Origin of the sequence: Bradyrhizobium sp. CIAT3101 (assembly GCF_029714945.1) — a bacterium.
In the GTDB taxonomy this organism is placed as follows: Bacteria; Pseudomonadota; Alphaproteobacteria; order Rhizobiales; family Xanthobacteraceae; genus Bradyrhizobium.
Window position 1 is genome coordinate 3,549,064 of record NZ_CP121634.1, and the last position, 25,453, is coordinate 3,574,516.

Here is a 25,453-nt window from a genome sequence, read left to right on the forward strand (position 1 = left end):
TAATGCCGCGTTATGATTTGGCGCGACGGATACGCACCGACACAATGCGTTCGAAAAGCCACATCAAGGGCGGGCAGGCCAATACCGTCAGCGCGCCGAGGTCGAGCGCGACCGCCGCCGTCCCCGCCGATTTGGCCAGCCGCCCGGCCACCGCCGGCCCCAGCATCATCGCGGCATAGAAGAGGGTGTAAAACACGCCCATCCCGATCGCCCGGGTCTCCGGCACGAGCACGCGGGCGGCCAGGCTCATGATCGGGCCGGCCGGATGGCCGCCGATCAGGCCGATCAGGACCAGGATCGTGATGACGGCGTCGGACCGGCTCAACCAGGCCAGCAGGGCGGCCACCAGGAGGCTGGCGGTGATCACCAATATAAAGGGGTGCTTGAAACGATCGGCCAGGTATCCGCCGGCCGGCACCGAAACCACCGACAGCCACATCACGACGCTGATCGCCGAGCCTGCCGCGGCGATGCTCCAGCCGCGCTCGGCGAGCAAGGCAGGGCCGAACGAGAAGATCATGGCGAAGCCGACATTAAAGAGGCCCCAGATCAGGCCGGCGACGATCACCGCGAGCAGCGCGAGCGGATCGAGACGGGCAGAGCCGGCGGCGCTGACCGTTGCGCCCGGTGGCGGCTGATAGAACATGATCAGCGCAACACCGATCGCGCTCAGCGCGCCCGTCGCGGCGAATACGGCGCCCGCGCCATAGGCGGTGCCGATCGCCGGCAGCACCAGCAGCGAGATCGCAACGCCCGCCGGCCAGGAGTTGACGAAGATCGCCATTGCGGTGGCGATCTCCTTCCCCGCGAACCAGTCGGTGCCCATCTTGGTGAGCTGCACCGTCAGCAGCACACCACCGGCGCCGGAGATCAGCCGGCCTGCCATCTGCAGGCCCCAGATCTCGGTGGTGGCCATCACCAGGCTGCCGGCCGTCATCAGCAGCAGCGCGGCGATCGTGGTCGGTTTGTCGCCGAGGGTGCGGCCGATCGCGCCGCCGGGCAGCGCCAGCACGACGCCAGGCGTGAAATAGAGCCCGATCAGGATGCCGATGTCGGCGAGCCCGACACCGAATGTCTTGTTGAGCAGCGGCGCGACGGCGGCCACGCTCTGGAACTGGAACGCGATGGTGAGGCGAACGACGAACAGGATCGCAAGAATGGTCCAGCGATTGCGCAATGCCTGATCTCCCCAGCCCGCTGATCGAGCGTGCGGTGGGGAGGGGCGAGAGTCAACCGACAGTCTTCCTCGCCGCGCGCTGATACAGCAACAGCAGCAGCATCAGCAGCACTGCGGCCGATAGTCCCAGTGACCAGTGAATGCCGATCGCGGCACCAAAGACGCCGACGGTGATGCCGCTGAACGCCCTCATGCCAAGTCCCGCCATATTATAGAGGCCGACGACGCGGCCGCGGATATCGGCCGGCGCATTCAACTGCACCAGCGCCTGCGCCATGGTGTTGAACGATAGCTCGAAGAAGCCGGCAAAGAACAGCAGCGCGATCGCGACCGGATAGATCCGCACCGCGGCGAAGCCGAGCAGCGCGACGCTCCACAGCGTTGCCAGCAGGATCGCGGTGCGCGGCGTGCCTTTCAACCGTCCCCAGGATTCCAGCGCGATGCCGGCGAGCAGCGCGCCGGCGGCATCGGCCGCGAGCAGCACGCTGTAGGAGACGCCGGGATCGCCATGGCCGAGATCGCCGGCAAAGCCCGGCATCTGCGCGTGATAGGCGTTGCCGATCATGAAGGAGGTAAGGCCGGCGAGCCATGTCATGGCGGTCAGCACCGGCTGGGTGCCGATGGCGCGCATTGTCAGTAGGATGTCAGCAAAGCCGCGCACGGCGAAGCGCCGCACGGCCACGCTGCTGTCGCGTACCGGTGCCCAGAACAGCCACAGCAGCATCGGCAGATAGAACAGCGTGTTGAAGATGATGCCGTGCGAGGTGCCGAGCGTCAGCATGATGAGCCCGCCCACCGCAGGCCCGACCAGAATGCCGAGATAGCGTGCCATCGCGTTCAGCCGCACCGCGCTCGGAAGGTCGGCAGGACCCACGAGATCGTAGAGCAGCAGCTGGTTCGGCGTTTGCCACAGCACGCCGGCGCAACCATGGATCACCAGCAGCAGCATCGCGTGCCACATCTGGATGGTGTCGGTGATGAAGAAGAAGCCCCAGCCGGCCGAGGCCACGATGAACAGCAGCATGCCGCACTGGATGATGCGGCGCGGATCGAACCGGTCGGCGAGCCCGCCGACCACGACCGAGAACAGCAGGAACGGCAACCAGTGCGACAGCACCGCAAAACCGCCCAGCGTCGGCGAGTGGAATTTCTGGAACACCACCCAATAGCTGATCACATGCTCGATATTGTCCGCCATCATCGCCAGCACGTAAGCGATGAACTGGAGCCGATACGGCACGGACTTCATCGCCGCGAACGAGCCGGACGAGGCCACGGGATTTTGGGGGAGAGGGTTCAAACGGGCACCTGGGTGGGGACTGCTCGGGCCTTACACGTTCGACGGCGGGCGCTCAAGACACTTGGATGTGCTCAGGCATCTGCCATGCACTGTCGCCACACACACCGCCGTCATCCTGAGGTGCGAGCGAAGCGAGCCTCGAAGGATGAGCCGCAAGCGCTCGCGGCCCATCCTTCGAGGCTCGCCTTGCTTCGCAAGACGAGCACCTCAGGATGACGGCGGAGTTTGTCGCGGCGATGTAGCCAGGAGACTACGCAAGCGACTTCACATACACCCCATAGGGCACGCCCAAAATATCCGGCGCCTCCCGAACCCAGACAAATCCCATCCGCAGATACATCGGCAGTGCGACCGTCATGATCGGCGTCGTATGCAGCGCGATAACACCCGACTGGTCGCGCTCCGCGCGGCGCAGGCATTCTTCCGTCAGCTGCCGGCCGATGCCCTTGCCGCGTGCAGCGGGGTCGACCACCAGCATGCGGATGATCGGCCAGGCCGGCTCGAAGAAGGCCGGCTTCGGCGCCTTCGGGCCGACATAGGCCACGGCGCCGACGATCTGGCCGTCATGTTCGGCGACGATGATCTCGCCGGTTCTCGCGAGCGTCGGCATTTTTGCGACATGGCTGTTGAACAACGGCCAGTCGGAATAGTGCTGCTCGAACTCGGCGAATGCGGCGAGCGCGACGCGTATGATCGCTTCGGCATCGTCGTCGCGATAATCACGCAGCATCGGCGTTGTCCCCGAACTATCGCACCTTGGCACGACCGCGCATCTCACATACGCTTCGCCCCACGCCCGCACCCATCAATCATAACAGACGGGCCCCGAGGAAACAGCCATGGAACAGATCCGCGTCTGCACCCACGCCGGACCGGGCTCGGAGCCCGTGATCAAGACCGTGCCGTGGCCGAAGGTCGGCCGCAAGGGTGCGCTGATCAAGATCGGCGCGTGCGGCGTCTGCGGCACGGATTTGCATATCCTGAAAGGCCACTGGCCGAAGCCGCTGCCCTGGCCGTTCACGCTTGGCCATGAGATCGGCGGCGTCATCGTCGAATGCGGTGACGAGTTCACCGAGGATTTCATGAGCAAGCTGCTCAAGGTCGGATCGAAGGTGATGATCCCGCCGCTGATGCCCTGCGGCAAATGCTACTACTGTATCCACTATCCGCAGACCGCCAACAAATGCCTGACGCCGGTTTATTACGGGCGCTATCTCGGCTTCGACAAGGCGCCGCACATGTGGGGCGGCTGGGCTGAATATGTCTATGTCGATCTCGACATGCTGCCGGGCACCAAGATTTACAAGCTGCCCGACGACATGTCGCTGCGCCTTGGCGCGCTGTCGGAGCCGCTGACCTCCTGCATCCGCGCCTTCAACCGTGCGACCCGCGCCGGTGGCTTCACCTGGGCCGACACGGTGGTGATCCAGGGCTCCGGCCCGATCGGCATTTTGGCGGTCGCGGCGGCACGCGAGATGGGAGCAGGGCGCGTCATCTGCGTCGGCGCGCCGGAAGAGCCGCGCCTCAAGCTGGCGCGCGAGTTCGGTGCGGAAGCGACGGTCAATATCGAGGAGATCAAATCACCGCAGGAGCGCATCGCGCGCGTGCGCGAGATCGTCGGCGGCTTTGGTGCTGATCTGGTGATGGATTGCTCGGGCCACCCGACCGCGGGGCCCGAGGGCATCGAGATGCTGCGCGACGGCGGCACCTATGTCGAGATGGGCCAGTTCACCGACGCCGGCTCGATCGAGACATCCTGGCACCGCATCTGCACCAAGGACCTCAACGTGCTGGGATCCTGGGGCTTCACCGGTAATGATCTCCCGCTCGGCGTCGACATGCTCTATCGCACCCGCGACAAATATCCCTGGCTGAAGATGCAGACGATCTATCCGTTCACGGAGGAGGGCGTCTCGCAAGCCGTGGAGGACGCGATGGCGATGAAGACGGTGAAGTCGACCATCGTGCCGTGGCCGGACTTGGTGGAGTAGACGATGTCGTCCATTCCGCCCGATCTCGCGGCGTTCCTGGTCGAGGCCAAGCGGCGCACCTATGCAGGCCTCGATGACGACGCGACCGTGGCCGCGCCGCTGCTCGCCGGCTCAAAGCAGCTCGAGCACCGTGCGCCGCCTTACGCTTATCGCGATATCTATTTCGGGATGGGATTTTTCGTTGGGCAGGAAACCGTGTCGCGCGACGATCGCGTCATCTGGTCGATGAGCTACAGCGGAGGCGTGGGCGCAGAGATCAAGGAGCGGGACAGTTTTCTCGCCGTCTACAAATTCCTGCGCCAGGCGCTGCTAGGCGTCAGCGTCGAGGAGCCCGTTCGAGGACCGCGCCGGTTTGAGCAGGCGGGCATGATCTATCGCAACGAGGCCGAGGGCGCGCTCGATCGCTTCCATGGCATCGAGACGATCGCGCGGCATGATGGCGCATCGCTTTACGAACTGCGGTATAGTGGCGGCTTGTTGCGATGAATCTGGAGATCCACGCCGAGATCTAAATCAGGGCAGGGCAACTGCCCCAAAAGTTCCACAGGGAATCCGCGACTTATTCACGTCGCGGTGAAACTTAGGCCAAGGTTCCGGCTTTCAGTTCGCGGGAGAGTTATTGTGAAGCGAATCCTGAAGCCCATCACCTACATCCTGGCTGCCATCTACTTCCTGGTGGATGCGGTGTTCATGGCCGTGGCGCGGCCGATCTCGCGCTGGCTTTCGCGGCATTTCGAATTCAAGCGGCTGCGCGCCTGGATCAAGTCGCTGCCGCCTTATCCGTCGCTCGCGCTGTTCTCCGTGCCCGTGATCATCCTGGAGCCGATCAAGCCGGTGGCGGCGTACCTCGTCGCGACCGGGCAGTTCCTGAGCGGCGTAGCGGCGTTCATCGGTTGCGAGTTGCTCAAGCTCGTGCTGGTCGAGCGCCTGTTCCACCTCACGCGCGATAAGCTGATGCGGATTCCGGCGTTCGCCTGGGTCTACGGGAAGTTTTCCGAGATGAAGGCATGGCTGCAGGCGACCGAGGCCTGGCGCGCCATCCGCGCCTTGAGCCGTGCGGCAAAAGATTTTGTGGTGCGGACCAAGGCAAGGCTGGCCGGCGGTGTCAGCAGGCTGGTGGCCTCAAGGGATTAGCACCGCACTTGCTACGCGAGCTTGCGCGCTGCAGCGGTGGCCTTGTCGCCTGTGTTCGGCGTGCCCGAGGGCTCAATGAGCATCAGGTGAACCTCCTCGCGGGCCACCGGGCGGTGTTCGACACCCTTGGGCACCACATAGAGCTCGCCCGGTCCGAGCGTCACGGTGCGGTCCCGCAACTCGATGTCGAGCGTGCCCTTCAGCACGAGAAAGAAATCGTCGGTGTCGTCGTGCTTGTGCCAGGTGAACTCTCCCTTCACCTTCACCACCATCACGTCGCAATCGTTGAAGGTCGTGACCGTGCGCGGCGACCAGAAATCTTGAAAGGTCGCGAGCTTGTCGGCAAGCGATATGCTGTCGGCCATATTTCACCCCATGAGTCTCGTGAGCCCCGATTTGGGATCGGATGACCGATACGGCAAGCCCGGCATCCATCCGCGTGACAGCGGCGGAGCGACGGGCATCGGCCGCGGTCCTCTCGTTCATGCGCGTGACACGTGAGCAGAGACGCACTGCCAACGTCCGTCCCGGAACTGCCAATCGTCCGTGTACCGGCCTGCACCTTCGCTGCCGTCCGGCTTACGATAGCTGGTGCGCGCGTGAATGATGGCAAAGTCGCCGAGCACGCGGATGATCACGTCGTGCTCGCGAATGTCGCGTACCGTCGAGCCGCGGCCGATCTGCACCAGGAATGCCGACCGGTCGATCAGTGTGCCGTCCGGGTTGGTGTTGCGAAAGTCAACGGCGAGATTGGCGTCGAACCAGGCGACATCGGCCTCGTCAACGGCGCGGACATAGTTGCGATTGAGATCCGCCAAAGCGGCCTCGGCTGTCTTGTTGTCGGGCATCTGTGTTCACCTCTTCGCATGCTCGCATCGATTACCGCGATTGTCCGGAGCCTAGCGCAATGGGCCGATCTGATGGTTCGGTGTCGACCGAAGGATGCTCACTCGGCCACAGCATTTAGTCCTGGTCGTGGCTGCACGCGGTTGTCACGTCGCTTACCGTTACGCCCACCACTTTCGTGCCCTCCAGCTCACGGACGATACGTTGGTCCGGCCCCACAATGCCGAGATCGAACTCGTGCTCCGGCGTGACCAAAATCATGCGCTGGCCGATGATCACGAGCACCGTCATGTCGTTGTGCTCGCCTTCGACGGCCCAGGTGCGGATATCGGTGGCGTAAGGCTCCTTGCGCCAGGCGTTGGGAGAGCCCGGGTCGCAGCGGATCTCGACGCCGTCGTCCGACGTGGTCACGACCAGCTTCGAGCGGCTCGGCTTCCAGCGCTCGTCGAGGAGCTCGTTGACGAGCCAGAGGCAGGCGAATTCCTTACATTCGGCAGGCCGGTCGGCGTAGATCGCGCAACCGCGGCCGGGCTTGCAGTGCGCGCACCAGTTGCCGGCCGGCTTGGCAAGCGCCTCGATCGCCATGACCTTGCAGCAGAGCGTGCAGTCGCCGCACTGACGTTCGCCCGCCGAGGTCATTCATGCATCCCTGGTACGCCCGACCGCGCGCAATCTAGGCGAGATGACCGCAAAAGTCCGCCGTTCCGGCCCAAAAGCGCGCTGAAGGGGCCAAAGCGCGCCAAAAGTGCGGGGTTGAGCATCCCGGCCTTGTTCACCCTGTCGCCAATGCCATGCATCAAAGCCATGGTGATTTGGCCGCTTCTGGCGTAAAGAGCCTCCAAATCAAAATCATCATGGGTGTGACCGGGCCTTCTGCAGTGACTGCAGCGTCGGGCCCCTCGGCTTTCCGTTCCGCGCCCCCGGACCAACCAAGGTTTTCCATTCCGTGTCCTTTCCGGCCCTGACCCCGCCGCTCGCCCGTGCCTTGGCTGAGCGCAATTACGATTCCCCGACCCCCGTTCAGCTCGCCGTGCTCGGCGAAGATGCGGTTGACCGCGACCTCCTGGTGTCGGCCCAGACCGGCTCGGGCAAGACCGTCGCTTACGGTTTGGCCATGGCCAAGGATTTGCTCGATGGTGCCGAGCAGTTCGAGCAGGCGGGAGCACCCCTGGCTTTGATCGTCGCGCCGACGCGCGAGCTCGCCTTGCAGGTCCAGCGCGAGCTGACATGGCTCTATGCGCAAGCGCGCGCGCGCGTCGTCTCCTGCGTCGGCGGCATGGACCCGCGCCGCGAGCAGCGCGAGCTAGCCGCGGGCGCCCATATCGTCGTCGGCACGCCCGGCCGCCTGTGCGATCATTTGCGTCGCGGCCGGCTCGACATCTCCGAATTGAAGGTCGTCGTTCTCGACGAGGCCGACGAGATGCTCAATCTCGGCTTTCGCGAGGACATGGAGTTCATCCTCGAGACCACGCCGGAGACGCGCCGCACGCTGCTGTTCTCGGCGACGTTCCCGCGCGGCATCGTGGCACTGGCAAAACAGTATCAGCAGGACGCGTTCCGGATCGAGGTCGCCGGCGACGAAGGCGGTCACGCCGACATCGAGTATCGCGCCATCCGCGTCGCTCCCGGCGATGTCGAGCATGCGGCCGTCAACGTGCTGCGCTTCTACGAGGCGCCGAGCGCGCTGGTGTTCTGCAACACGCGCGATGCCGTCAGGCACTTGCAGGCGGCGCTGCTGGAGCGCGGTTTCTCCGTGGTCGCTCTGTCAGGCGAGTTGACGCAGAACGAGCGCACTCTGGCGCTCCAGTCGCTCCGGGACGGGCGCGCCCGCGTTTGCGTCGCGACCGACGTTGCCGCTCGCGGCATCGATCTGCCGAGCCTCGACCTCGTCATTCATGCCGACCTGCCGAACGACCCCGAGGTGATGCAGCATCGCTCCGGCCGAACCGGGCGCGCGGGCCGCAAGGGGACAAGCGTCCTCCTGGTGCCGCCTGCGCGACGGCGTCGCGCCGAGCTGCTGCTCAATCTCTCGGGCACCGACGCGGTCTGGGGTACGGCGCCGCAGGCGGATGAGATCCGCAAGCTCGATCATGAGCGCATGAAGGACGTCTTGTTCACCGAGGAGACGACCGCCGATGATCTCGAGCTCGCGAAGGCCCTGCTGGCCGAGCGGTCGGCCGAGGATATCGCCGCAGCGCTGGCGCGGCTCTATCGGGCGCGACTGCCGTCGCCTGAAGACATCATCGATCCCGGTGAGCGAAGCAGCCGGCCGCGCGACGAGCGTCATCGTGACGATCGCACATCGCGCGACGATCGAAGGCCGCGTGACGACGACCGGTCCGAGAGGCCTCGCGCCAAATCGGGGAAAAAGCATGTGATGGCGGAGCCCACGGTCTGGTTCCGCGCCGCCATCGGCCGCCGCAAGAATGCAGAAGCGCGCTGGCTGTTGCCGATGATCTGCCGCCGTGGCGGCATCGACAAGCGCGACATCGGCGCGATCAAGATCTCGGACACCACCACCGAGTTCGAGATCTCCGAGCGTGTCGCCGAGTCCTTCGCCGCCAAGGTCAAGCGTCCGGACAAGGAAGACAGCATCCGCATCGAGCCGATGACGGGCGCGCCGCAAGAGCAGGCGCCTGCGGAGAAGCGCTCACGCGCTCCGCAGCGCGATGAAGGGGACGACGATCATGTTGTCCGCCGCAGTGACGATCCCTGGAATGCGAAGGGGCCGAAGCCTCACGACAGGCCGCGCGGAAAGCCGGAAGCCAGGCACCAGGGTAAGCCGCAGGCCAAGCCCCACGGTAAGCCTCACGACGGCGACCAATTCGGCAAGCCGGCGTTTGGGAAGAAGAACAAGAAATTCGGAAACAAATCGGGTGACGCCAAATATGCGCCGTCCGTCACCGAATGGCCGGGTGCTGCCGGGAAGAAGAACAAGAAGAAGCACCGCGGCTGAGCGGCCGACCGTCAGCGCAGACAGCGATGATGCCGCCGGGTTGCACCGGCGACATCATCTGAAAAGCAAAGTGTGAGCTCAGCGACCTCCGCCGCCACCACCACCACCACCACCGCCGCCACCGCCACCGCCGCCGCCACCACCGCCCCCGCCACCTCCGCCGGCGTTATTCATCGCGGAGCTGTAACGCGAATCGATCTGCTTCATGTAGGTCGGCGACGTATCGCGGTTGCGGCGGGTGATGGGGGCGGTGCGGGGGGCTGCGGTTGGAGGTTGATGACGCCGCAGCTTTCGAAGAAGGGAACGTCGCAGCGATAGGTGCGGAGCTGCAGCGCGTTGGCGCTGGTTGCGGTGAACGCGGTCGTCGCCGCGAGTGCAATCAACGCCACGCCAGGCAATGTGAGTTTCATGGGAGTTCTCCAGCCTCTGTTCGGCGAGACCGGAACGGCTCGCACAGGTCTTCGACGACGGCTGGTGGAAATCGGTTCGGGGATCGGCTTCACGCCCGCGTGAGGCCGACTGCGCGGAGAGGGCGGCTATTGGGCGAGCTCGCGTAGCATGTAGGTCGCGCCCGCGCCGTAGGACGAGAGTTTGTCGCGCAGCGCCGCATCCGGCACGACGCCTCGGAAGCCGAGATGCTCCCACAGCGGTCGCGTGGTGTAGACCGAGACCAGCGCAAGCGTCGTGATGCCTGATGATCGCGCGAGCTGTTCGATCTCCGCGACATAAGCGCGCGTCGTGCCGCCGCGGAAGTCGGGCAGCACGGCGACATCGTGCACATAGAGACAGTCTGCAGCATCGGGCAATCGCTCGAGGAATCCGTCGAGCGGTGGAATCTGTTGCCGCATCCAGGGATGCGCGAGGCCGTAGCCTGCGATCTCGTCGCCTGCAGCGAGCACGCAACAGCCATCCGGATAAAGCCGCATCTTTTCCGCGAACACGTCCGGGCGCTCGGAGAGATCGGGATGAATGCGCGCTGCGATCGCGCTGATCGCGGCGAGGTCGCCGGCGTGCGCGCGGCGCCAGTGCGGCTTGCTCATCTTGCTTGTTCCGTATCAACCATCGCGATTTATTCCGCCGCGCTGATGTGCGCAGCCAAAAATATCTTTGCTGCCGTCTCAGGAATATGAGTTGTCGCGCGGCGTCCTACCTCGTGCAAGCCAATTGCATGACAGGAGAGACCATGACGACATCCTCGATCCGCTTCGCGCTCACGCTCGCCGCAACGCTCGCGATGACCTCGGCCGCCTTCGCGGCGCCGCCGACCAAGACCGGCAAGACCGACAAGGGCAACGTGCTCACCGACGCCAAGGGCATGTCGCTCTATACCTTCGACAAGGACATGGACGGCAAGTCGGCCTGCAACGGCCCGTGTGCGACAAACTGGCCGGCGCTGAAGGCCGAGGCCAGCGACGCCGCCGGCGACGGCTATACCATCATCACCCGCGACGATGGCTCCAAGCAGTGGGCCCACAAGGGCAAGCCGCTCTACACCTTCGCCAAGGACACCAAGCCCGGTGATGTCACCGGCGACGGCTTCCTGAACGGCGCCTGGCATCTGGCGATGCCGTAAGCGATCTCGAAGACGCGCGGGGCGGGTTGTACCATGCAGCCTGTCCTCGCATCGCGGGTTTTACGCAGGCGGTGCCGGCACCAGACCGTAGCGCAGCATCGTCTCTTTCATCCTTGTGGGATCGGGTGGCGCGCCGGCCGACAGCAGCGCGGCCATCTCCTTAAAATATTGCGGGCCCAACACCCCGGGGCTCAAGATGCACAGGCAAGTCGCCGGCTCCGTGGAGCGGTTGGTAAAGCCGTGCACGATGCCGCGCTTGATGAAGACCGATTCTCCGGGGGCAAGGTTGTTCTGCTTGCCGTCGATCGTCCAGGTCGAGACGCCGGACAGCCCGTAGATCGTTTCGTCCCAGCGGTCGTGATAATGCGGGATCGGCATCCGCGCATTCGGTTGCAACGTCATTTCGAAGATGTCGACGCTGCCGCCGGTGTCATCCTTGCTGTGCAGGAAGCGGAGCGCGAGCGCGCCGAAATTGATGATGTCGGACATAGTTGTTTCGTCCAGGTGAGGGGCTGCATCGAAGGTGCGGCGTTCGCTCGCGTCGAAACGAAAGCTACCGCAGCCCCTCATACACCATCAGCCCGCGTGCAACCTGCAATTTTCGAATGGCGCGCGGCAACAATTTCTCCGGCTGGTGCAGATAGCGCCAGGAGGTGACGGTGAACGGGCCGAGCGCGCCGCATTCGTCGTCGAACGGCGCGAGCACGCCGGTGACGCTGACCGGCGTGTGCGGGCGCGCGTTGAAAGGTAGCAGCAGCAGCTCGAGATGGGCCTTGCTGCCGTCCTCGCGCGTAGCCGTGAGACCGGCGATGGCACCTAACGTCTCGTCGGCGACGATGGTGGTGATTTCCTCGATCTCGCGGCGGCTGGCCTCGGTGAACATCGCCGCAAAGCTCTGGTCCTTGAGATCGCAGCCTGCGAGCGCACAGACGCGGGTGCCGGCAACGCGGAAGGGGAAGCCGAGCTTTGGCTCGCAGGACAGGACGAAGATGTCGCCGAGCAATTCGCGCACGGCGGCGGGATCGATATCGGCCCGGTCAGGCGCTCGCGCGCCGCCGCGCTTCTTGTCCCAATACGCGAAGAACGCGCGGCTCGATGGATGTTTCATGACTGACGCTCACCCCTCGGCGCAACCTCATGGGACAAATCTGTCCCGCTTCAGTGCACCTGAGATCCCTGTGTTGTTGTGCAGGAGGGGAATTGCAGCGTCCATGCCGTGGGAGCGTTTTTGGCCTCGTGCGGGCCGTCTTTGCGTCGTTAACGTTAAATTAACTATGCGCTTTCGCTCGGCCGCGCGGCTGCTAAGGTCATCGCGGTCGCAAGCTTCGCCGCTTTCATCCAGGTTCTCGGCGAGGCCTGTACACGGGCGTCAAACAGTTTGGTCACTGGCCGCGGGGAGGGGTGGGGATACGCCTTGTTCCTCTGCAGTGTCAGGAAGATCGACACGGACAGGCAGGGCTTTCCCAGGGCCCTGCCTTTTCCTTTTGTGCACTTGCGCAAGGCCGGTAAAGGCGACTATCTCCAAGTTCTTGCTTCGATCGCGCCTGAAAGCGAACCGCCTTGGATTCCCCGCTAGAACCACCGTCAGACCAGCCGGTCGTCGCCGAAGAGGCCCCGCGCGAGCCGATCCTGACGCTGCCGTGGCCGCTGACGGCCTATGTCGTCCTGCTGGCGGTGATCCATCTGCGGGTGTTGCTGCCGCCGGAGCTGGAGAACTGGACCATCGACGTGTTCGGCTTCATCCCGAAGCGCTACGATTCCTCGCTGGTCAATTTGCAATTCGAGGGCGGCGCCGGTGCCAAGGTGTGGACCTTCGTCACCTATTCGCTGCTGCATGCCAATCTCACCCATCTCGCCTTCAACGTGCTGTGGCTGCTGCCGTTCGGCAGTGCGCTGGCGCGGCGCTTTGGCGCGGTGCGCTTCTTCGTGTTCCTTTCGGTGACGGCGGCTGCCGGCGCGCTCGCCCATCTCGTCACCCATGAGCACGCGGTGGTGCCGATGATCGGCGCCTCGGCCTCTGTGTCGGGCGCGATGGCGGCGGCGATCCGGTTCGCCTTTGTGCGCGGCAGCTTCCTGTCGTTCAGCCGTTCGGACGCCGATACCGCCGCCAAGGTTCCGGCGCTGCCGCTGTTGCAGGCACTGCGCGACCGGCGGATCGTCGGTTTCCTGAGCGTTTGGTTCGTGATGAACATCGTCTTCGGCGTCGGCGCCATCGGTGTCGAAAGCGACAGCGCGGGTGTCGCTTGGGAAGCGCATATCGGTGGCTTCTTCGCAGGGCTGTTGCTGTTCGCGCTGTTCGATCCCGTGCCGCGCGTGCGAAACGATGATGCTGCGGATGCGTCATCACAGGACATTTCGGACGGTATTTGACGCGGCGCTTGCGGCGCGGCCCGAATTCATCCATCATTCGCTGGAAGAATGTTCCGAAGCAGCAAGCTCATAGAAGCTGCGCTTCGCAAAGTGCCTGAACGTGAAACCGGCGCCGAAACTGTTAGTTGAAGACTCGCGAACAAGTCCAAACCGCGCCAAGCGGACGGATTCGATTCAGGGAGGCGACAATGACAATACGTTCCATTCTCAATACCAAGGGCCACCAGATCATGAGCGTCGAGCCCGACGCGACGCTGGCTGCCGCGGTCAAGCTGCTTGCCGAGAAGAAGATCGGCGCGGTGCTGGTGATGAACCAGAGCCGGCTCGAGGGCATCCTGTCGGAGCGCGATATCGTCCGCGTGCTTGGCGAGCGCGGTGCGGGTGTGCTGGAGGAGCCGGTGTCTCAGGTCATGACCCGCAAGGTCGTCACCTGCAAGGAGACCGACACGGTTGCCGAACTCATGGAGATGATGACCACCGGCAAGTTCCGCCATCTGCCCGTCGTCGAAAACGGCAAGGTGGTCGGGCTGATCTCGATCGGCGACATCGTCAAGCGCCGGGTCCAGGAATACGAGTCCGAGCAGGAAGCCCTGCGCGACTACATCAAGACGGCCTGAGCGGGCTTACGCGCCGGGCTTACTCGATCGCTTTGGGCGCGGTGCCTTCGGGCGCCGGCGCCAGCACGTCGATCGTCTCCTGGATCGACTCCAGCGCGCGTTCGGCGGCGCGGGTGCCGTGCGCGATCAGCTCCTCGGCACGATGGAAGTCGAACCAGCCGAACTGACCGACCCGTGGCGTGATCAGGAGATCGGGCGGATCGCCGGCAAGCCGCGCGCGGGTGATGCGGTCCTGCATGATGTTGAAGGCGTCGATCATCACCGAGGAGATGCCGGGACGTCCGGCGCTGCCGAAGAACTCGCGCTTGACGGTTTTCTCCGCCGAGAAGAAGCGCGGAAAGCGCCGTTTGGCCGGGGCCTCCTCGGTCACTTGGGCGACCGGCGCGGGCACCGCACCGTGCTGATAGATCGTCGTCGAATGGGTGAAGACGTCGGTGGACAGATTGACGGCGATGACGATTTCGGCGCCGAGCGCCCGCGCCGCCGAAACCGGCACCGGGTTCACCAGCGCGCCGTCGACCAGCCATCGGTCGCCGATCATCACCGGCGAGAAGATGCCGGGCAGCGCATAGGAGGCGCGCATCGCCTCGACCAGGCGTCCCCGAGTCAGCCAGATCTCGTGGCCGGTGCGGACCTCGGTCGCGACGCTCGCGAACTTGACCGGAAGGTCTTCGATCAGGGTTTGGCCGACCGCCTTCTCAAGTCGGATGGCGAGCTTCTCGCCGCCGATCAGGCCGGAGCCGTCGAGGCGGATGTCGAGATAGCCGAGGATGTTGCGCATGCCTTGCAGGCTGCGACCCCACTCTTCGAGCGTATCGAGGCGGCCGGCCGCATGGAGGCCGCCGACCACCGCGCCGATCGAGGTGCCGACCACGACATCGGGTACGATGCCGTTGGCCAGCAGCGTCCTCATGATACCGATATGGGCAAAACCGCGCGCCGCGCCGCCGCCCAGCGCCAGGCCAATGACGGGCCGGCGGATGCTGCCGAGGCCGACTTTTTCTCCGTTCGCGCCGTTCACGCCGCGACCTCTCAAGATTTCCAGCACCGAAACTCTCCTACTCCGGGCCGTCCTCACTCCAGAGTAGGCGCCGCGCTTCCGCTTCGCCAGAAAGACGGCAAAGCTTGGTTTATAGCGTTTGGGACGCAGGGGGCAGGAGTGTGGCGGGGGCCGGTTGCCTCTGATGTAATCACGCAGGCGTCAACCGGGTTCCAAAGAATGCCTTGAGGCCGTAGTTCTTGGGGTTTCAGAGGCTTGAATTTGCCGCGTTTTCGGTGAAAAGCAGAGAGCATGACTCTCGGGGGTGACGGCATCATCGGATGGCGGCGCGGCGGCAGGCTGCTGCCGGCGCTTGTCCTTGCCGCGTGCCTTGTCGTTCTCGGCCAGACTGCCGCCCAAGCGCAGCTTTTCTCGGATCGGCCGCCGCCGGTGCCTCCGGCGTCGGTGCCCGATCCCGGTGGGGCCGTCAGCCTGGCGCCGCCCTCGGGTCCAGGCGCCGGTCCCCCGCCGAGCCTGCCGCCGACCCTGACACAGCCGAATACGCCCAGCATGCCGCCGCCCGCGGTGACGAGCGTTCCGCCGGCAGCCCCCCTCAATGCCGCCGCGCCCGGACAGGCCGTGCTGTCGCTGAGCGCCAAATACGGCAAGGACACGCCGGCGATCAGCAGCGGCCTGGTGTGGCGGGTGTTCGCCGATCGTCCCGACGAGAACGGCACCTTCAAGCTGATCCGCGAGGATCGCAGTGCGACGCCCAACATCGTGCTGCCGCCGGGCAATTATGTCGTGCACGTCGCCTTCGGCCTCGTCAGCGCGGTGCGAACCGTCAGCCTGAAGGCAGAGACGGATCGCGAATCCTTCGTGCTGCCGGCCGGCGGCCTGCGCATCGAGGGCCGCGTCGGCACCAGCCGCATTCCGCTGAACCAGATCTCGTTCGCGATCTACAAGGGCAGCCAGTTCGAGTCCGGCGAGCGTGCCTCGCTGGTGCCGAACGTCGCCGCCGGCGACGTGGTGCTGCTGCCGGAGGGCACCTACTACATCATCTCCAACTATGGCGACGCCAACTCGGTGGTGCGCTCGGACATCCGCGTCCAGGCCGGCAAGCTGACCGACGTCACCATCACCCACCGCGCCGCCGTGATCACGCTCAAGCTCGTCAGCGACAAGGGTGGCGAGGCGCTCGCCAACACCGCCTGGTCGGTGCTGACGCCGGGTGGCGACGTCATCAAGGAATCGATCGGCGCCTTCCCGCGCGTCGTGCTCTCCGAAGGCGAGTACCGCGCCATCGCCAAGAACGAGGGCAAGGTCTACGAGCGCGGTTTCAACGTCGTCAACGGCGTCGACGGCGAAGTCGAAGTCGTCGCGCGCTAACCTTGCTCGTGTCCCGGACGCGGCGCGGCACGAAGTGACGCTCCGCTGCGTCCGGGGCACGAGAGCGTGCTCCCTCACTTCCGGTATCTCAGCGCCTCCACCAGCACCGCAAACGCCGGCGTCGGCTGCCGCCGGCTGGGGTAATACAGGTGATAGCCGGCGAACGGCGCGCACCAGTCGGCGAGCACGCGGACCAGCCGGCCGTCGGCGATCTCGCGCTTGACGAGATCTTCCGGGATGTAGGCGAGGCCGAGCCCCGCCAGCACGGCATTCATCCTGAGCAGGCCGGTATTGAACACGAGCTGGCCGTCGACGCGTACCTTGATGACGCGGCCGCGCTTCTCGAACTCCCAGGCATAGATCCCGCCATAGGTCGGCAGGCGCAGGTTGATGCAATTGTGCTCGGTGAGATCCTGCGGCCGCTTCGGCCTGCCGCGCGCGGCGAAATAGGCGGGCGCGCCGACCACGGCCATCCGCATCTCCGGCCCGATCCGCACCGCGATCATGTCCCTGGCGACCTGCTCGCCCAGACGGACGCCGGCGTCGTAACGCTCGGCGACGATGTCGGTGAGGCCATAGTCGACGACGAGCTCGACCTTGACGTCGGGATAGCGCGGCAAGAGTTTTGCCAGCGCCGGCCACAGGATCGTCTGCGCCGCGTGTTCGCCCGTGGTGATGCGGACCGTGCCGGCAGGTGTGGCGCGCAACGCGGTGAGCGCTGACAGTTCGGCATCAATCTCGTCGAAGCGCGGCCCGATGGTTCGGAGCAGCCGTTCGCCGGCCTCCGTTGGCGCGACGCTGCGGGTGGTGCGGGTGAGAAGCCTCAAGCCCAGCCGCTCCTCTAGCGCGCGCACGGTGTGGCTGAGCGCCGATTGCGACACGCCGAGCTGGGCGGCTGCGCGGGTAAAGCTGCGTTCGCGCGCGACGGCGAGAAAGGCGAGCAGATCGTTGGTGTTGGTGCGGGCCATTCATGAGTCCAGATCATGAGTACATGCCGATTTTATCACCTAATCGCAGGCCCGCGCGCGGCCTAAATTTGCTGCCGAAATTGATCTCTAGAGGAGAGCAGCAATGCAGACGCGCAAACTGGGCAAGAGTGGTCTCGAGGTCTCGGCCCTCGGCCTCGGCTGCATGGGACTGAGTTACGGCTACGGCCCCGCGACCGAGACGTCACAAGCAATCACACTGATCCGGACGGCGTTCGAACGCGGCGTGACGTTCTTCGACACCGCCGAGGCCTATGGCCCCTTCGTCAACGAGGAACTGGTCGGCGAGGCGCTAGCGCCGGTCCGCGACAGGGTGGTGATCGCAACCAAGTTCGGCTTCAAAGGCGGCAAGGTCGGCGCCGGGCTCGACAGCTCTCCCGCCAACGTCAAGGCGGTGGCGGAGGCTGCGTTGAAGCGGCTCAGGACCGACCGCATCGACTTGTTCTATCAGCATCGCGTCGATCCCGCGGTGCCGATCGAGGATACCGCCGGCGCGGTCAAGGATTTGATCCGCGAGGGCAAGGTGCTGCATTTCGGCCTGTCCGAGGCGGGCGCCTCGAGCATCCGTCGTGCCCACGCGGTGCAGCCCGTCACCGCGCTGCAAAGCGAGTATTCGCTGTGGTGGCGTGAGCCGGAGCAGGAGATCTTGTCGACGCTGGAGGAGCTCGGCATCGGCTTCGTTCCGTTCAGCCCGCTCGGCAAGGGCTTTCTGACCGGCGCGATCAACGAGAGCACGGCGTTCGACAGCAGCGATTTCCGCAATATCGTGCCGCGCTTCTCATTGAGCGCACGCAAAGCTAATCAGGCGCTGGTCGATCTGCTCGGCGAGCTCGCCGCAGCGCGAAATGTGACTCCTGCACAGATCGCGCTGGCCTGGCTGCTCGCACAGAAGCCCTGGATCGTGCCGATACCCGGCACCACCAAGCTGCACCGGCTCGCGGAAAATCTCGGCGCGGCTGCGGTGACACTGACGACTGCGGATCTCGCTGCGATTCTGGGGGAGCTGGCCAATGTGACGGTGCAAGGCGACCGTTACCCCGCACATCTTCAGGCGCGGGTCGGCCGCTAACATTTGTTGTGAATGCCCGGTGAGCGTTCGCTTACCGGACATTTCTCCCCTGTGTATCGCTGTAAGCGCTACCAAGCTCCGCCGCGAAGGCATTAAAAACACCGGCGGCACCGGCTTATTCCAGGCGCGTTGCGACTTCGTCATACCGGTGCAGGATACGTATTTCCGATAATCAATTTAATTCGCTTTCCTTCCTGCTGGGTTATATGTCGGGCATCCGTCCAATGGGGGAGGCCGGCGCAGCCTTGTGGGCTTGCGCGACCGGCAAGGAGCAGGGGCAAACTCGTCGGCATGTTCGAAGTGATCCTCACCAGACGCAAACGGTTCGGTTGGCGGTGGCAGGTCTGCGACCAGTCCGGCAAGATATTTGCCGACGGCTTCGAACGTTCGCGGCCGTCCGCCAAATATTATGGAGAGCGCGCGCTGTTCTTCCTGTTGTCGCAGGCCCATTTGCGCAACCGCTTCACGGCGTCGAGCGAGGATTAGGGGCGCGTGAAGCTTGGTTGCCCGGATTTCGCTTCGCTGCATCCGGGCTACAAGAGCTCGCGCCCTCAGATATCGACCACCAGCTTGCCCTTGGCGGCATGGTCCCGGATCAGCGCATAGGCCTCACCAACGCTCTCCATGGTGAAGCGCCTGGCATCGAGCAGCGGCACCAGCTTGCCGGCCTCGGCGAGCCGCGTGGCTTCCGCCATGATCTCCCCGTGATGCGCGCGGCCTTCGCCGGAGAGCAGCGGCAGCAGCGTGAACACGCCGGAATAGGTGGCGGCGCGGAACGACAGCGGCGCCAGCGCATGCGTGCCCCAGCCGAGCGCGCTCACGACATGACCGAAGCGGCGCACCGCCGCAAAGGACGCATCGAGCACCTTGCCGCCGACGGTATCGTAGACGATGTCGAAGCCGCGGCCGCCGGTGTGTTCGCCGACGTAGGTCTCAACCGTGGTGTCGCGGTCGATGAATGCAGCGCCAAAGCTTTCGATCGTCGCGCGCTGGGATGCCGAGCCGGTCGCGAACACCTCCGCGCCGAACGCACGCGCGATCTGGATCGCGACATGGCCGACGCCGCCTGCGCCGCCATGGATCAGGACCTTCTGTCCGGCCTTGAGGCCTGCGCGGTCGATCAGGCCTTCCCACGCCGTGATGAAGATCAGGGGGAGCGCGGCGGCCTCGCGCATGCTGATATTGGCCGGCTTGAGCGCCAGCAGGTCGGCATCGACTGCGGCGAATTCGGCCAGCGACCCCTGCACGCCGCCGACCCCGCCGGTCATGCCATAGACTTCGTCGCCAGCCTTGAACCGCGAGACCTCGCGGCCGGCCTGCTCGACAATGCCGGCGAGATCGATACCGGGGATCGCGGGCAGCGGATGGCGGGAATGGGCGGCGGCGCCCGCATGGATCTTGGTGTCGAGCGGATTGACCCCGCTTGCGCGCACCCGCACCAGCACCTCGCGGGGGCCGATCTCGGGCGTTGAGATGTTGGAGATGCGCAAGGGCGCGTTATGGGTCTCCAGCACGCCTGCGCGCATTGTCGATTGTCTCGTCATGATCGTCTTGCTCCGTTGTCGCCCTCCAATATGCCCATGATTTTTTGCATGGGAACGAACAAGGATGTACGATGATCGTGCATTTTTGAATGACCAGGTTTTGATCGGGGGACTTCGATGGAGTGGGGCGATCTGCGCATCTTCCTGGCGATTGCCCGCGAGGGCACGCTCGGGGCTGCCGCGCGAAAAATCGGCCAGACCCAGCCGACCATGGGGCGGCGGTTGCGTGCGCTCGAACAGGCGCTCGGGCAGACGCTGTTCCAGCGCACCGCCGACGGCTTTGTCCTCACCGATGAAGGCACGGCCGTGCTGGCGCATGCCGAGCGGATCGAGGAGGAGGCGATCGCGCTTCAACGGCAGGCGACGGGCACGGAGACGCAGCTCGACGGGACTTTGCGCCTGTCCTCGTCGGACTGGTTCGGCACGGTGATGCTGTCGCCGGTGATCGCGGCCTTCGGCAAACGCCATCCCAAGGTGGTCGTCGAGCTCCTCACCGATGCGCGGCTCTACAGCCTGCCGCGGCGCGAAGCCGATCTGGTGTTTCGCATCAAGCCTTTCGATGAGCCCGAGGTCATTTCCAGGAAACTGCTCCACATTCCCTACGGGCTCTACGGTAAGAAGGGCAGCAAGCCGCCGCGTGCCGGTGACGGCAGCGGCGTCCGCATCGTGACCATGAACGCCGAATTTTCCGATATGCCCGACGCGGTCTGGCTGAAGCGCACGCTGCCGAAGGCGGAGATCGCCTCGCGCAGCAACAACCGCCAGGCGCAGGCCGAGCTCTGCGCCGGCGGTGGCGGCCTTGCGGTGCTGCCACGTCCACTTGGTGATCGCGATCGCCGCCTGGTCGCGCTCGACATCGGCGCCAGCCCGCCCGGTCGCGACACCTATGTCGGCTATCACCGCGATCTCAGGCGTTTGGCGCGTTTGCGGACGTTGCTGGATCTGGTGATCGAGAAGATGGCAGACGCGCGGCCGTAGCCTCGGACGAAGCAATGACGACGTGGCGACGCATCGCATTTTAAGCGACCGTCATAGTCTCTAACGCGCACTAACCAAGGCGCGACTTAAAACTGTCATAATCGCTAAAATGGAACCGCGGCTGCGACCTTTTTACATGCCATTAAGCGGGCTTGCATTGGATGCGGTGGGAAAGTGCGTTGGGGACTGCAATGAGTGCCGCGAAGAAGATACCGGGCAAACCGGTCACCGAAATGTTTGACGACATCCCGGTGCTTCAGCGCAAATGGCGTGCCGCGTTGAAGCCGGGTGACCGGCTGCCGCGTTATGAGGACGTGATGCTCGGCAGCCTCGGACGGCTGGCCGACCATATCGCGCTGCTCAAGGGTGATGGCGCGCTCGAACTCTCGCGCAGCGGACGCTACGTGCAGAAATGGCTCGGCGAGGAGCGCTGGGACATTCCGGTCGCCGAGTTGTCGCCGGACTGCGCCACCGCGTTGTCGGAAGCGGTGGCAAGCGCGCTCAAGAACGGACAGCCGCACCAGGCCGCCGCCCATTGCGTGCGCGACGGCATGGTCCGGACCTACGATGTGCTGGCATTGCCGACGGCCTCGCGCTGGGGCGCGACGCTGGTCGGCGCCTACGTCAACGAACGCGGCGCGCAATATAATCTGCTCGACGCGATCTTCTCGTCGACCGATGACGCGGTGGTGTCGCTGGCGACCCTGCGCGACGCCAACGGCGCGCCGTTCGATCTGCAGGTCGTGCACCACAACAAGAGCGCGGGCCTGCTGCTGAAGGTCGCGAGCGGAAGCCTGCTCTGGCGGCGGATCGGCGAGGGCAGCACGCTGCTGGCTTCGCCGGAGATCATGCATTTTCTGCTCAAGGCCGTCTCCGGTGGCCGCGGCGAGCAGCTCGAGATCGAGCACGAGGGTCGCTACCTCCGGTTCAGCGCCACGGCCTTCGCCGACGTGGTCTCGCTGACGATCTCCGATGTCACAGCGCTGAAGCGCCGCGACGCCTCGTTCCGCCTGCTGTTCGACAACAACCCGATGCCGATGTGGGTGTTCGACGCCGACACCAAGCAGTTCCTTGGCGTCAACGACGCCGCGGTCCAGCATTACGGCTACAGCCGCGCTGCGTTCCTGCGCATGACGTTGCCCGAGATCTGGCCGCAGGACGAATGGGACAGCCATGCCGAGGCGCTCGAGCGGATCGGCGACACCTATCATTCCTCGCGCAACTGGCGGCATCTGCGCGCCGACGGCAGCGAGATCGAGGTGCTGACCTTCGGCCGCCGCGTCACCTTCGACGATCGCGACGGCTACCTGGTCGCGGTCGTCGACATCACCGAACGGCGCAAGGCCGAGGCACGGATCGCGCATATGGCCCACCATGACGGGCTCACCGATCTGCCGAACCGCGAATATTTCCAGGAGCGCCTGAAGCAGGCACTCGATCAGGCTGCAGGCAAGCGTGTCGGCGTGCTCTATATCGACCTCGACCTGTTCAAGAACATCAACGACTCCTTCGGGCATCCGGCGGGCGACCGTCTGCTCAAGGAGGTGGCCCAACGCCTCTCCACCGTGGTCCGCGGCGTCAACCTCGCAGCAAGGCTCGGCGGCGACGAGTTCGCCGTGATCCTGGCGGCCGAGGTCTCGCCGAACGAGGCCAGCGCCTGTGCGGCCCTGCTGATCGACATGCTGAAAGCGCCCTACGACATCGATGGCCAGGAGATGGTGATCGGCGCCAGCATCGGCATCGCGCTGTCGCCGGGCGACGGCGTGACCTCGGAGGAGTTGATGCGCAACGCCGACATGGCGCTGTATCGGGCGAAATCCGACGGCGGCGGCGTGCATCATTTCTTCGAGCGCGAGATGGATCTGCAGGCGCAGAAGCGTCGCGACATGGAGCTCGACCTGCGTCGTGCGTTCGCCAATGGCGAGTTCGAGCTGCACTACCAGCCGCTGGTGTCGATAGCTTCCGACCGCATCTCAGGCTTCGAGTCGCTGCTGCGCTGGCGTCATCCCGACAAGGGCATGATCTCGCCGGCGGAGTTCATTCCGGTCGCGGAGGATATCGGCCTGATCACCCAGCTCGGCGAGTGGGTGCTGCGCGAGGCCTGCGCCGAAGCGGTGAAGTGGCCAGCCGACGTCAAGGTCGCGGTCAATCTGTCGCCGGCGCAATTCCGCAGCCGCAACCTGGTTCAGGTCGTGATCTCGGCGCTGGCGCAATCCGGCCTGTCGCCGAAACGGCTCGAGCTCGAAATCACCGAGTCGATCTTCCTGGCCGAGACCGATGCCAATCTCGCGATCCTGCATCAATTGCGCGAGCTCGGCGTGAGCATCTCCATGGATGATTTCGGCACCGGCTATTCCAGCCTGAGCTATCTCCGCAGCTTCCCGTTCGACAAGATCAAGATCGACCGCTCCTTCGTGAAGGATCTGGCGCAGCGGCCCGATTGCGGCGCGATCGTGCGTGCGATCTCCGGCCTTGGGCGCAGCCTCAATATCACCACGACCGCGGAAGGCGTCGAGACCGAGGACCAGCTCGACTGGCTGCGCGCCGAAGGCTGCAACGAGGTGCAGGGTTTTCTGTTCAGCGCGGCGCGGCCCGCTGCCGACATCGCAAAGCTGCTGGCCGATTTCGGCCAGCGCGCCTCACGGGCGGCGTAACTCGTCGGGGTAGCAATCGTAGACCAGGGCCTTGAACGCAGGCGTGATGCGGCCGCGCTCGTTCTGGGTCTGCTGCATCAGGACGTAGACCATGTCGAGCTTCGGATCGACGCCGAAATAGGTGCCGCTGCCGCTGTCCCATTTCAATTCGCCGATCGAACCTGCCGGCGGCGGCTTTGCGTTGCCGGGATCGGTGCGTACGCCGATGCCGTAGCCATAGCCAAAACCATCGCCGGGGAAATAGAAATAGTCGCGGCCGACGCCGGAGCCGGGACCGACGTGGTCGGTCGTCATCGCCTTGAAGGTCGCCGGGCTGAGGTAACGCTTGCCCTCGAACTCGCCGCCGTTGAGTAGCATCTGCGAGAAGCGCTGATAGTCGGTGATGGTCGAGAGCAGGCCTCCACCGCCGGATTCCCATTCGGGATGGGCGAGGCGGTCCCGCTCGCCGGCAAGCAGGATCGGGTCGTTCGGCAGCGGCCGCGCCATCCGCGTGCGCTCCTCCGGCGTCGTCAGCACGAATTTGGTGCTGGTCATGCCGAGCGGATCGAGGATGCGTTGCTTGAGGAAATGGTACAGCGTCTGGCCCGAGATGATCTCGATGACGGCGCCGAGCACGTCGGTGGAATGGCCGTAGCGCCACAATGTCCCGGGCTGACGGGTCAGCGGCAGCTTGGCGATGCGGTCGGCGAATTGCCTGTTGTTGAACGGGCCCTCGAAAATATTGGCGGCCTGATAGACCTCCATGACCCAGGGGGCACCGATGTAGTCGTAGCTGATACCCGAGGTCTGCCGCAGCAGATCCTCGATGTTGACGGGGCGGTTCGGCGGCTCCAGTCCGAGTTTCGAGGTGCCATCCGGCTCGATGCCGACCTGGGTGTCGGCAAAGAGAGGAATGTATTTCGACAAGGGGTCGGTGAGCGCGAGCTTGCCTTCGTCGATCAGCATCATCGCGCCAAGGCACGTGATCGGCTTGGTCATCGAGTGGATCGAGAAGATCGTGTCGGGCGTCATCGCGAGGCCCGTCCTGGTGTCGCGTACGCCGAAGGTCTTGCGATAGACCTCCTTGCCGTGCTGCTGCACCAGAACGATGGCGCCCGGCAGCCGGCCGGTCGTCACCTCGTTGTTAAAATAGTCGGTGATGCGGTCGAGTCCGTCAGGCGACGGCGCCGGGATGTTGGTGGCGGCGCGGCCTTTCGCCATCGAGCCGGCCAGCATCGCGGCTCCGACCAAGAATTCACGACGCTTCATCCGGGCTTCCTCCCAAGCAGGGAACAAAGCCGCAAGACGTCCGATGCGTCAACAAGACTTCGATTAAAAGCGCGTCACGATTTCGGAAAGGACCGGTCGCGGACGGTCCTCGCTCGGCTTGGTCGGCGTGCCGATGTGAACGAGGCCGGCGAGCTTCTCGTCGGCCTTGAGGCCAAGCCCGTCCAGCACGTCGCGATCGAAGGAGAACCAGCCGGTCAGCCAGCAGGCGCCGTAGCCGAGCGCGGTGGCGGCCGTGACGATGTTCATGACGCTCGCGCCCGCCGACAATTCCTGCTCCCACGCCGGCACCTTGGGATGCGGCTTGGTGAAGCTGACGATGCCGATCACCAGCGGCGCATCGGTGAGACGCTTGCGCTCGGTCTCGATATCGGCTGCGGGTGCGCCAGGATTCTTCCGCGCGAAGACTTTGGCGATCACCTCACCGGCGCGCTGGCGAGCATCGCCTTCGAAAATGATGAAGCGCCATGGTGCGAGCTTGCCGTGATCGGGCACGCGCGCGCCGATGGTCAAAATGGTCTCGAGCTCGGCCGGCGAGGGGCCGGGGCCGGTCATCTCGCGCGGCTTGACGGAGCGGCGGGTCTTGAGGAGTTCGATGGCGTCGGGCATTGCGATGGCCTCTTC

28 protein-coding genes are annotated in these 25,453 nt (G+C 64.9%); 12 read left to right on the top strand and 16 right to left on the bottom strand.

What is annotated here, in order from left to right; all coding sequences use genetic code 11:
* Window positions 1-10: 10 nt before the first annotated feature.
* From QA645_RS16625 to QA645_RS16635, 3 genes are all read right to left on the bottom strand, one after another.
* Entirely contained in the window at window positions 11-1,177 is a 1,167-nt protein-coding gene (locus QA645_RS16625) for an MFS transporter (protein ID WP_283051554.1), read from the bottom strand.
* Window positions 1,178-1,229: 52 nt separating this feature from the next.
* On the bottom strand, window positions 1,230-2,426 hold the full coding sequence (locus tag QA645_RS16630; RefSeq protein WP_283053229.1) for an MFS transporter: 1,197 nt from the start codon (window positions 2,424-2,426) through the stop codon (window positions 1,230-1,232).
* Window positions 2,427-2,727: 301 nt separating this feature from the next.
* Complete coding sequence (locus tag QA645_RS16635; protein ID WP_283051555.1) at window positions 2,728-3,207, bottom strand: GNAT family N-acetyltransferase; 480 nt, start codon at window positions 3,205-3,207, stop codon at window positions 2,728-2,730.
* Between the two features lie 109 nt (window positions 3,208-3,316).
* Between QA645_RS16635 and QA645_RS16640 the strand changes: the two genes are divergently transcribed.
* From QA645_RS16640 to QA645_RS16650, 3 genes are all read left to right on the top strand, one after another.
* The gene (locus QA645_RS16640) at window positions 3,317-4,468 is read left to right on the top strand and encodes a zinc-binding dehydrogenase (protein ID WP_283051557.1); all 1,152 of its coding nucleotides are present in this window, start codon (window positions 3,317-3,319) and stop codon (window positions 4,466-4,468) included.
* Window positions 4,469-4,471: 3 nt separating this feature from the next.
* Window positions 4,472-4,954: a DUF5680 domain-containing protein gene (locus QA645_RS16645; protein WP_283051560.1), complete on the top strand. Its 483-nt coding sequence runs from the start codon at window positions 4,472-4,474 to the stop codon at window positions 4,952-4,954.
* Between the two features lie 135 nt (window positions 4,955-5,089).
* The gene (locus QA645_RS16650) at window positions 5,090-5,602 is read left to right on the top strand and encodes a hypothetical protein (RefSeq protein ID WP_254194305.1); all 513 of its coding nucleotides are present in this window, start codon (window positions 5,090-5,092) and stop codon (window positions 5,600-5,602) included.
* A gap of 11 nt (window positions 5,603-5,613) precedes the next feature.
* Here QA645_RS16650 and QA645_RS16655 read toward each other — a convergent pair whose 3' ends face one another.
* The 3 genes from QA645_RS16655 to QA645_RS16665 form a co-directional block, all read right to left on the bottom strand.
* On the bottom strand, window positions 5,614-5,967 hold the full coding sequence (locus QA645_RS16655) for a cupin domain-containing protein (RefSeq protein ID WP_254132339.1): 354 nt from the start codon (window positions 5,965-5,967) through the stop codon (window positions 5,614-5,616).
* A gap of 117 nt (window positions 5,968-6,084) precedes the next feature.
* Window positions 6,085-6,450: a nuclear transport factor 2 family protein gene (locus tag QA645_RS16660; protein ID WP_254132338.1), complete on the bottom strand. Its 366-nt coding sequence runs from the start codon at window positions 6,448-6,450 to the stop codon at window positions 6,085-6,087.
* Between the two features lie 115 nt (window positions 6,451-6,565).
* Window positions 6,566-7,087, bottom strand: a complete 522-nt coding sequence (locus QA645_RS16665; protein ID WP_283051561.1) for a hypothetical protein — start codon at window positions 7,085-7,087, stop codon at window positions 6,566-6,568.
* Window positions 7,088-7,394: 307 nt separating this feature from the next.
* Here QA645_RS16665 and QA645_RS16670 point away from each other — a divergent pair, with 307 nt between their 5' ends.
* The gene (locus QA645_RS16670) at window positions 7,395-9,404 is read left to right on the top strand and encodes a DEAD/DEAH box helicase (RefSeq protein ID WP_283051563.1); all 2,010 of its coding nucleotides are present in this window, start codon (window positions 7,395-7,397) and stop codon (window positions 9,402-9,404) included.
* A 78-nt stretch (window positions 9,405-9,482) separates the two neighbouring features.
* On the opposite strand, the gene QA645_RS16675 is transcribed toward QA645_RS16670, so the two are convergent.
* From QA645_RS16675 to QA645_RS16685, 3 genes are all read right to left on the bottom strand, one after another.
* On the bottom strand, window positions 9,483-9,611 hold the full coding sequence (locus tag QA645_RS16675) for a hypothetical protein (protein WP_283051565.1): 129 nt from the start codon (window positions 9,609-9,611) through the stop codon (window positions 9,483-9,485).
* Window positions 9,608-9,814 carry a hypothetical protein gene (locus QA645_RS16680; RefSeq protein ID WP_283051566.1) on the bottom strand — a complete coding sequence of 69 codons (207 nt, stop codon included), beginning with the start codon at window positions 9,812-9,814 and terminating at the stop codon, window positions 9,608-9,610. The genes QA645_RS16675 and QA645_RS16680 overlap by 4 nt, the downstream gene beginning before the upstream one ends.
* A 126-nt stretch (window positions 9,815-9,940) precedes the next feature.
* Complete coding sequence (locus QA645_RS16685; RefSeq protein ID WP_283051569.1) at window positions 9,941-10,444, bottom strand: GNAT family N-acetyltransferase; 504 nt, start codon at window positions 10,442-10,444, stop codon at window positions 9,941-9,943.
* A gap of 143 nt (window positions 10,445-10,587) precedes the next feature.
* Between QA645_RS16685 and QA645_RS16690 the strand changes: the two genes are divergently transcribed.
* Window positions 10,588-10,977 carry a hypothetical protein gene (locus tag QA645_RS16690; RefSeq protein WP_283051571.1) on the top strand — a complete coding sequence of 130 codons (390 nt, stop codon included), beginning with the start codon at window positions 10,588-10,590 and terminating at the stop codon, window positions 10,975-10,977.
* Between the two features lie 60 nt (window positions 10,978-11,037).
* On the opposite strand, the gene QA645_RS16695 is transcribed toward QA645_RS16690, so the two are convergent.
* A complete protein-coding gene (locus QA645_RS16695; protein ID WP_283051573.1) occupies window positions 11,038-11,466 on the bottom strand; it encodes a cupin domain-containing protein in 429 nt (142 codons plus the stop codon).
* 64 nt (window positions 11,467-11,530) lie between these two features.
* Complete coding sequence (locus tag QA645_RS16700) at window positions 11,531-12,085, bottom strand: PAS domain-containing protein (protein ID WP_283051575.1); 555 nt, start codon at window positions 12,083-12,085, stop codon at window positions 11,531-11,533.
* 452 nt (window positions 12,086-12,537) lie between these two features.
* On the opposite strand from QA645_RS16700, the gene QA645_RS16705 reads away from it, so the two are divergent.
* Window positions 12,538-13,347, top strand: a complete 810-nt coding sequence (locus QA645_RS16705) for a rhomboid family intramembrane serine protease (RefSeq protein WP_283051577.1) — start codon at window positions 12,538-12,540, stop codon at window positions 13,345-13,347.
* 188 nt (window positions 13,348-13,535) lie between these two features.
* On the top strand, window positions 13,536-13,964 hold the full coding sequence (locus QA645_RS16710; protein WP_254132329.1) for a CBS domain-containing protein: 429 nt from the start codon (window positions 13,536-13,538) through the stop codon (window positions 13,962-13,964).
* Window positions 13,965-13,983: 19 nt separating this feature from the next.
* On the opposite strand, the gene QA645_RS16715 is transcribed toward QA645_RS16710, so the two are convergent.
* Window positions 13,984-15,012, bottom strand: coding sequence for a patatin-like phospholipase family protein (locus tag QA645_RS16715; protein ID WP_283051578.1), 1,029 nt, complete (start codon window positions 15,010-15,012; stop codon window positions 13,984-13,986).
* Window positions 15,013-15,255: 243 nt separating this feature from the next.
* On the opposite strand from QA645_RS16715, the gene QA645_RS16720 reads away from it, so the two are divergent.
* Window positions 15,256-16,332, top strand: a complete 1,077-nt coding sequence (locus tag QA645_RS16720; RefSeq protein WP_254132327.1) for a hypothetical protein — start codon at window positions 15,256-15,258, stop codon at window positions 16,330-16,332.
* A 74-nt stretch (window positions 16,333-16,406) separates the two neighbouring features.
* On the opposite strand, the gene QA645_RS16725 is transcribed toward QA645_RS16720, so the two are convergent.
* Window positions 16,407-17,300 carry a LysR family transcriptional regulator gene (locus QA645_RS16725; RefSeq protein WP_283051579.1) on the bottom strand — a complete coding sequence of 298 codons (894 nt, stop codon included), beginning with the start codon at window positions 17,298-17,300 and terminating at the stop codon, window positions 16,407-16,409.
* Window positions 17,301-17,403: 103 nt separating this feature from the next.
* Between QA645_RS16725 and QA645_RS16730 the strand changes: the two genes are divergently transcribed.
* Together QA645_RS16730 and QA645_RS16735 are read left to right on the top strand one after the other, a co-directional pair.
* Window positions 17,404-18,387, top strand: coding sequence for an aldo/keto reductase (locus QA645_RS16730; protein ID WP_283051580.1), 984 nt, complete (start codon window positions 17,404-17,406; stop codon window positions 18,385-18,387).
* 291 nt (window positions 18,388-18,678) lie between these two features.
* Window positions 18,679-18,873 (top strand): hypothetical protein, encoded by a 195-nt coding sequence (locus QA645_RS16735; RefSeq protein WP_254132324.1) that lies wholly within the window; start codon window positions 18,679-18,681, stop codon window positions 18,871-18,873.
* Window positions 18,874-18,938: 65 nt separating this feature from the next.
* Here QA645_RS16735 and QA645_RS16740 read toward each other — a convergent pair whose 3' ends face one another.
* Window positions 18,939-19,931: a zinc-dependent alcohol dehydrogenase family protein gene (locus QA645_RS16740; protein WP_283051582.1), complete on the bottom strand. Its 993-nt coding sequence runs from the start codon at window positions 19,929-19,931 to the stop codon at window positions 18,939-18,941.
* A gap of 117 nt (window positions 19,932-20,048) precedes the next feature.
* Between QA645_RS16740 and QA645_RS16745 the strand changes: the two genes are divergently transcribed.
* Both QA645_RS16745 and QA645_RS16750 read left to right on the top strand, forming a co-directional pair.
* On the top strand, window positions 20,049-20,909 hold the full coding sequence (locus QA645_RS16745; protein WP_283051584.1) for a LysR family transcriptional regulator: 861 nt from the start codon (window positions 20,049-20,051) through the stop codon (window positions 20,907-20,909).
* Window positions 20,910-21,100: 191 nt separating this feature from the next.
* Window positions 21,101-23,563, top strand: a complete 2,463-nt coding sequence (locus QA645_RS16750) for an EAL domain-containing protein (protein ID WP_283051586.1) — start codon at window positions 21,101-21,103, stop codon at window positions 23,561-23,563.
* Here QA645_RS16750 and QA645_RS16755 read toward each other — a convergent pair.
* Window positions 23,549-24,811, bottom strand: a complete 1,263-nt coding sequence (locus QA645_RS16755; RefSeq protein ID WP_283051588.1) for a serine hydrolase domain-containing protein — start codon at window positions 24,809-24,811, stop codon at window positions 23,549-23,551. The two genes, QA645_RS16750 and QA645_RS16755, sit on opposite strands and share 15 nt — an antisense overlap.
* Window positions 24,812-24,874: 63 nt before the next feature.
* On the bottom strand, window positions 24,875-25,438 hold the full coding sequence (locus QA645_RS16760; protein ID WP_254132319.1) for a nitroreductase: 564 nt from the start codon (window positions 25,436-25,438) through the stop codon (window positions 24,875-24,877).
* Window positions 25,439-25,453: the final 15 nt, after the last annotated feature.

Bases quoted from the DNA above. Each gene is read 5' to 3' on its own strand.
- QA645_RS16630 (WP_283053229.1), bottom strand. From the start codon at position 2,426: ATGAAGTCCGTGCCGTATCGGCTCCAGTTCATCGCTTACGTGCTGGCG.
- QA645_RS16635 (WP_283051555.1), bottom strand. From the start codon at position 3,207: ATGCTGCGTGATTATCGCGACGACGATGCCGAAGCGATCATACGCGTC.
- QA645_RS16640 (WP_283051557.1), top strand. From the start codon at position 3,317: ATGGAACAGATCCGCGTCTGCACCCACGCCGGACCGGGCTCGGAGCCC.
- QA645_RS16645 (WP_283051560.1), top strand. From the start codon at position 4,472: ATGTCGTCCATTCCGCCCGATCTCGCGGCGTTCCTGGTCGAGGCCAAG.
- QA645_RS16655 (WP_254132339.1), bottom strand. From the start codon at position 5,967: ATGGCCGACAGCATATCGCTTGCCGACAAGCTCGCGACCTTTCAAGAT.
- QA645_RS16660 (WP_254132338.1), bottom strand. From the start codon at position 6,450: ATGCCCGACAACAAGACAGCCGAGGCCGCTTTGGCGGATCTCAATCGC.
- QA645_RS16665 (WP_283051561.1), bottom strand. From the start codon at position 7,087: ATGACCTCGGCGGGCGAACGTCAGTGCGGCGACTGCACGCTCTGCTGC.
- QA645_RS16675 (WP_283051565.1), bottom strand. From the start codon at position 9,611: ATGAAGCAGATCGATTCGCGTTACAGCTCCGCGATGAATAACGCCGGC.
- QA645_RS16680 (WP_283051566.1), bottom strand. From the start codon at position 9,814: ATGAAACTCACATTGCCTGGCGTGGCGTTGATTGCACTCGCGGCGACG.
- QA645_RS16685 (WP_283051569.1), bottom strand. From the start codon at position 10,444: ATGAGCAAGCCGCACTGGCGCCGCGCGCACGCCGGCGACCTCGCCGCG.
- QA645_RS16690 (WP_283051571.1), top strand. From the start codon at position 10,588: ATGACGACATCCTCGATCCGCTTCGCGCTCACGCTCGCCGCAACGCTC.
- QA645_RS16695 (WP_283051573.1), bottom strand. From the start codon at position 11,466: ATGTCCGACATCATCAATTTCGGCGCGCTCGCGCTCCGCTTCCTGCAC.
- QA645_RS16700 (WP_283051575.1), bottom strand. From the start codon at position 12,085: ATGAAACATCCATCGAGCCGCGCGTTCTTCGCGTATTGGGACAAGAAG.
- QA645_RS16710 (WP_254132329.1), top strand. From the start codon at position 13,536: ATGACAATACGTTCCATTCTCAATACCAAGGGCCACCAGATCATGAGC.
- QA645_RS16720 (WP_254132327.1), top strand. From the start codon at position 15,256: ATGACTCTCGGGGGTGACGGCATCATCGGATGGCGGCGCGGCGGCAGG.
- QA645_RS16725 (WP_283051579.1), bottom strand. From the start codon at position 17,300: ATGGCCCGCACCAACACCAACGATCTGCTCGCCTTTCTCGCCGTCGCG.
- QA645_RS16730 (WP_283051580.1), top strand. From the start codon at position 17,404: ATGCAGACGCGCAAACTGGGCAAGAGTGGTCTCGAGGTCTCGGCCCTC.
- QA645_RS16735 (WP_254132324.1), top strand. From the start codon at position 18,679: ATGTTCGAAGTGATCCTCACCAGACGCAAACGGTTCGGTTGGCGGTGG.
- QA645_RS16740 (WP_283051582.1), bottom strand. From the start codon at position 19,931: ATGACGAGACAATCGACAATGCGCGCAGGCGTGCTGGAGACCCATAAC.
- QA645_RS16745 (WP_283051584.1), top strand. From the start codon at position 20,049: ATGGAGTGGGGCGATCTGCGCATCTTCCTGGCGATTGCCCGCGAGGGC.
- QA645_RS16750 (WP_283051586.1), top strand. From the start codon at position 21,101: ATGAGTGCCGCGAAGAAGATACCGGGCAAACCGGTCACCGAAATGTTT.
- QA645_RS16755 (WP_283051588.1), bottom strand. From the start codon at position 24,811: ATGAAGCGTCGTGAATTCTTGGTCGGAGCCGCGATGCTGGCCGGCTCG.
- QA645_RS16760 (WP_254132319.1), bottom strand. From the start codon at position 25,438: ATGCCCGACGCCATCGAACTCCTCAAGACCCGCCGCTCCGTCAAGCCG.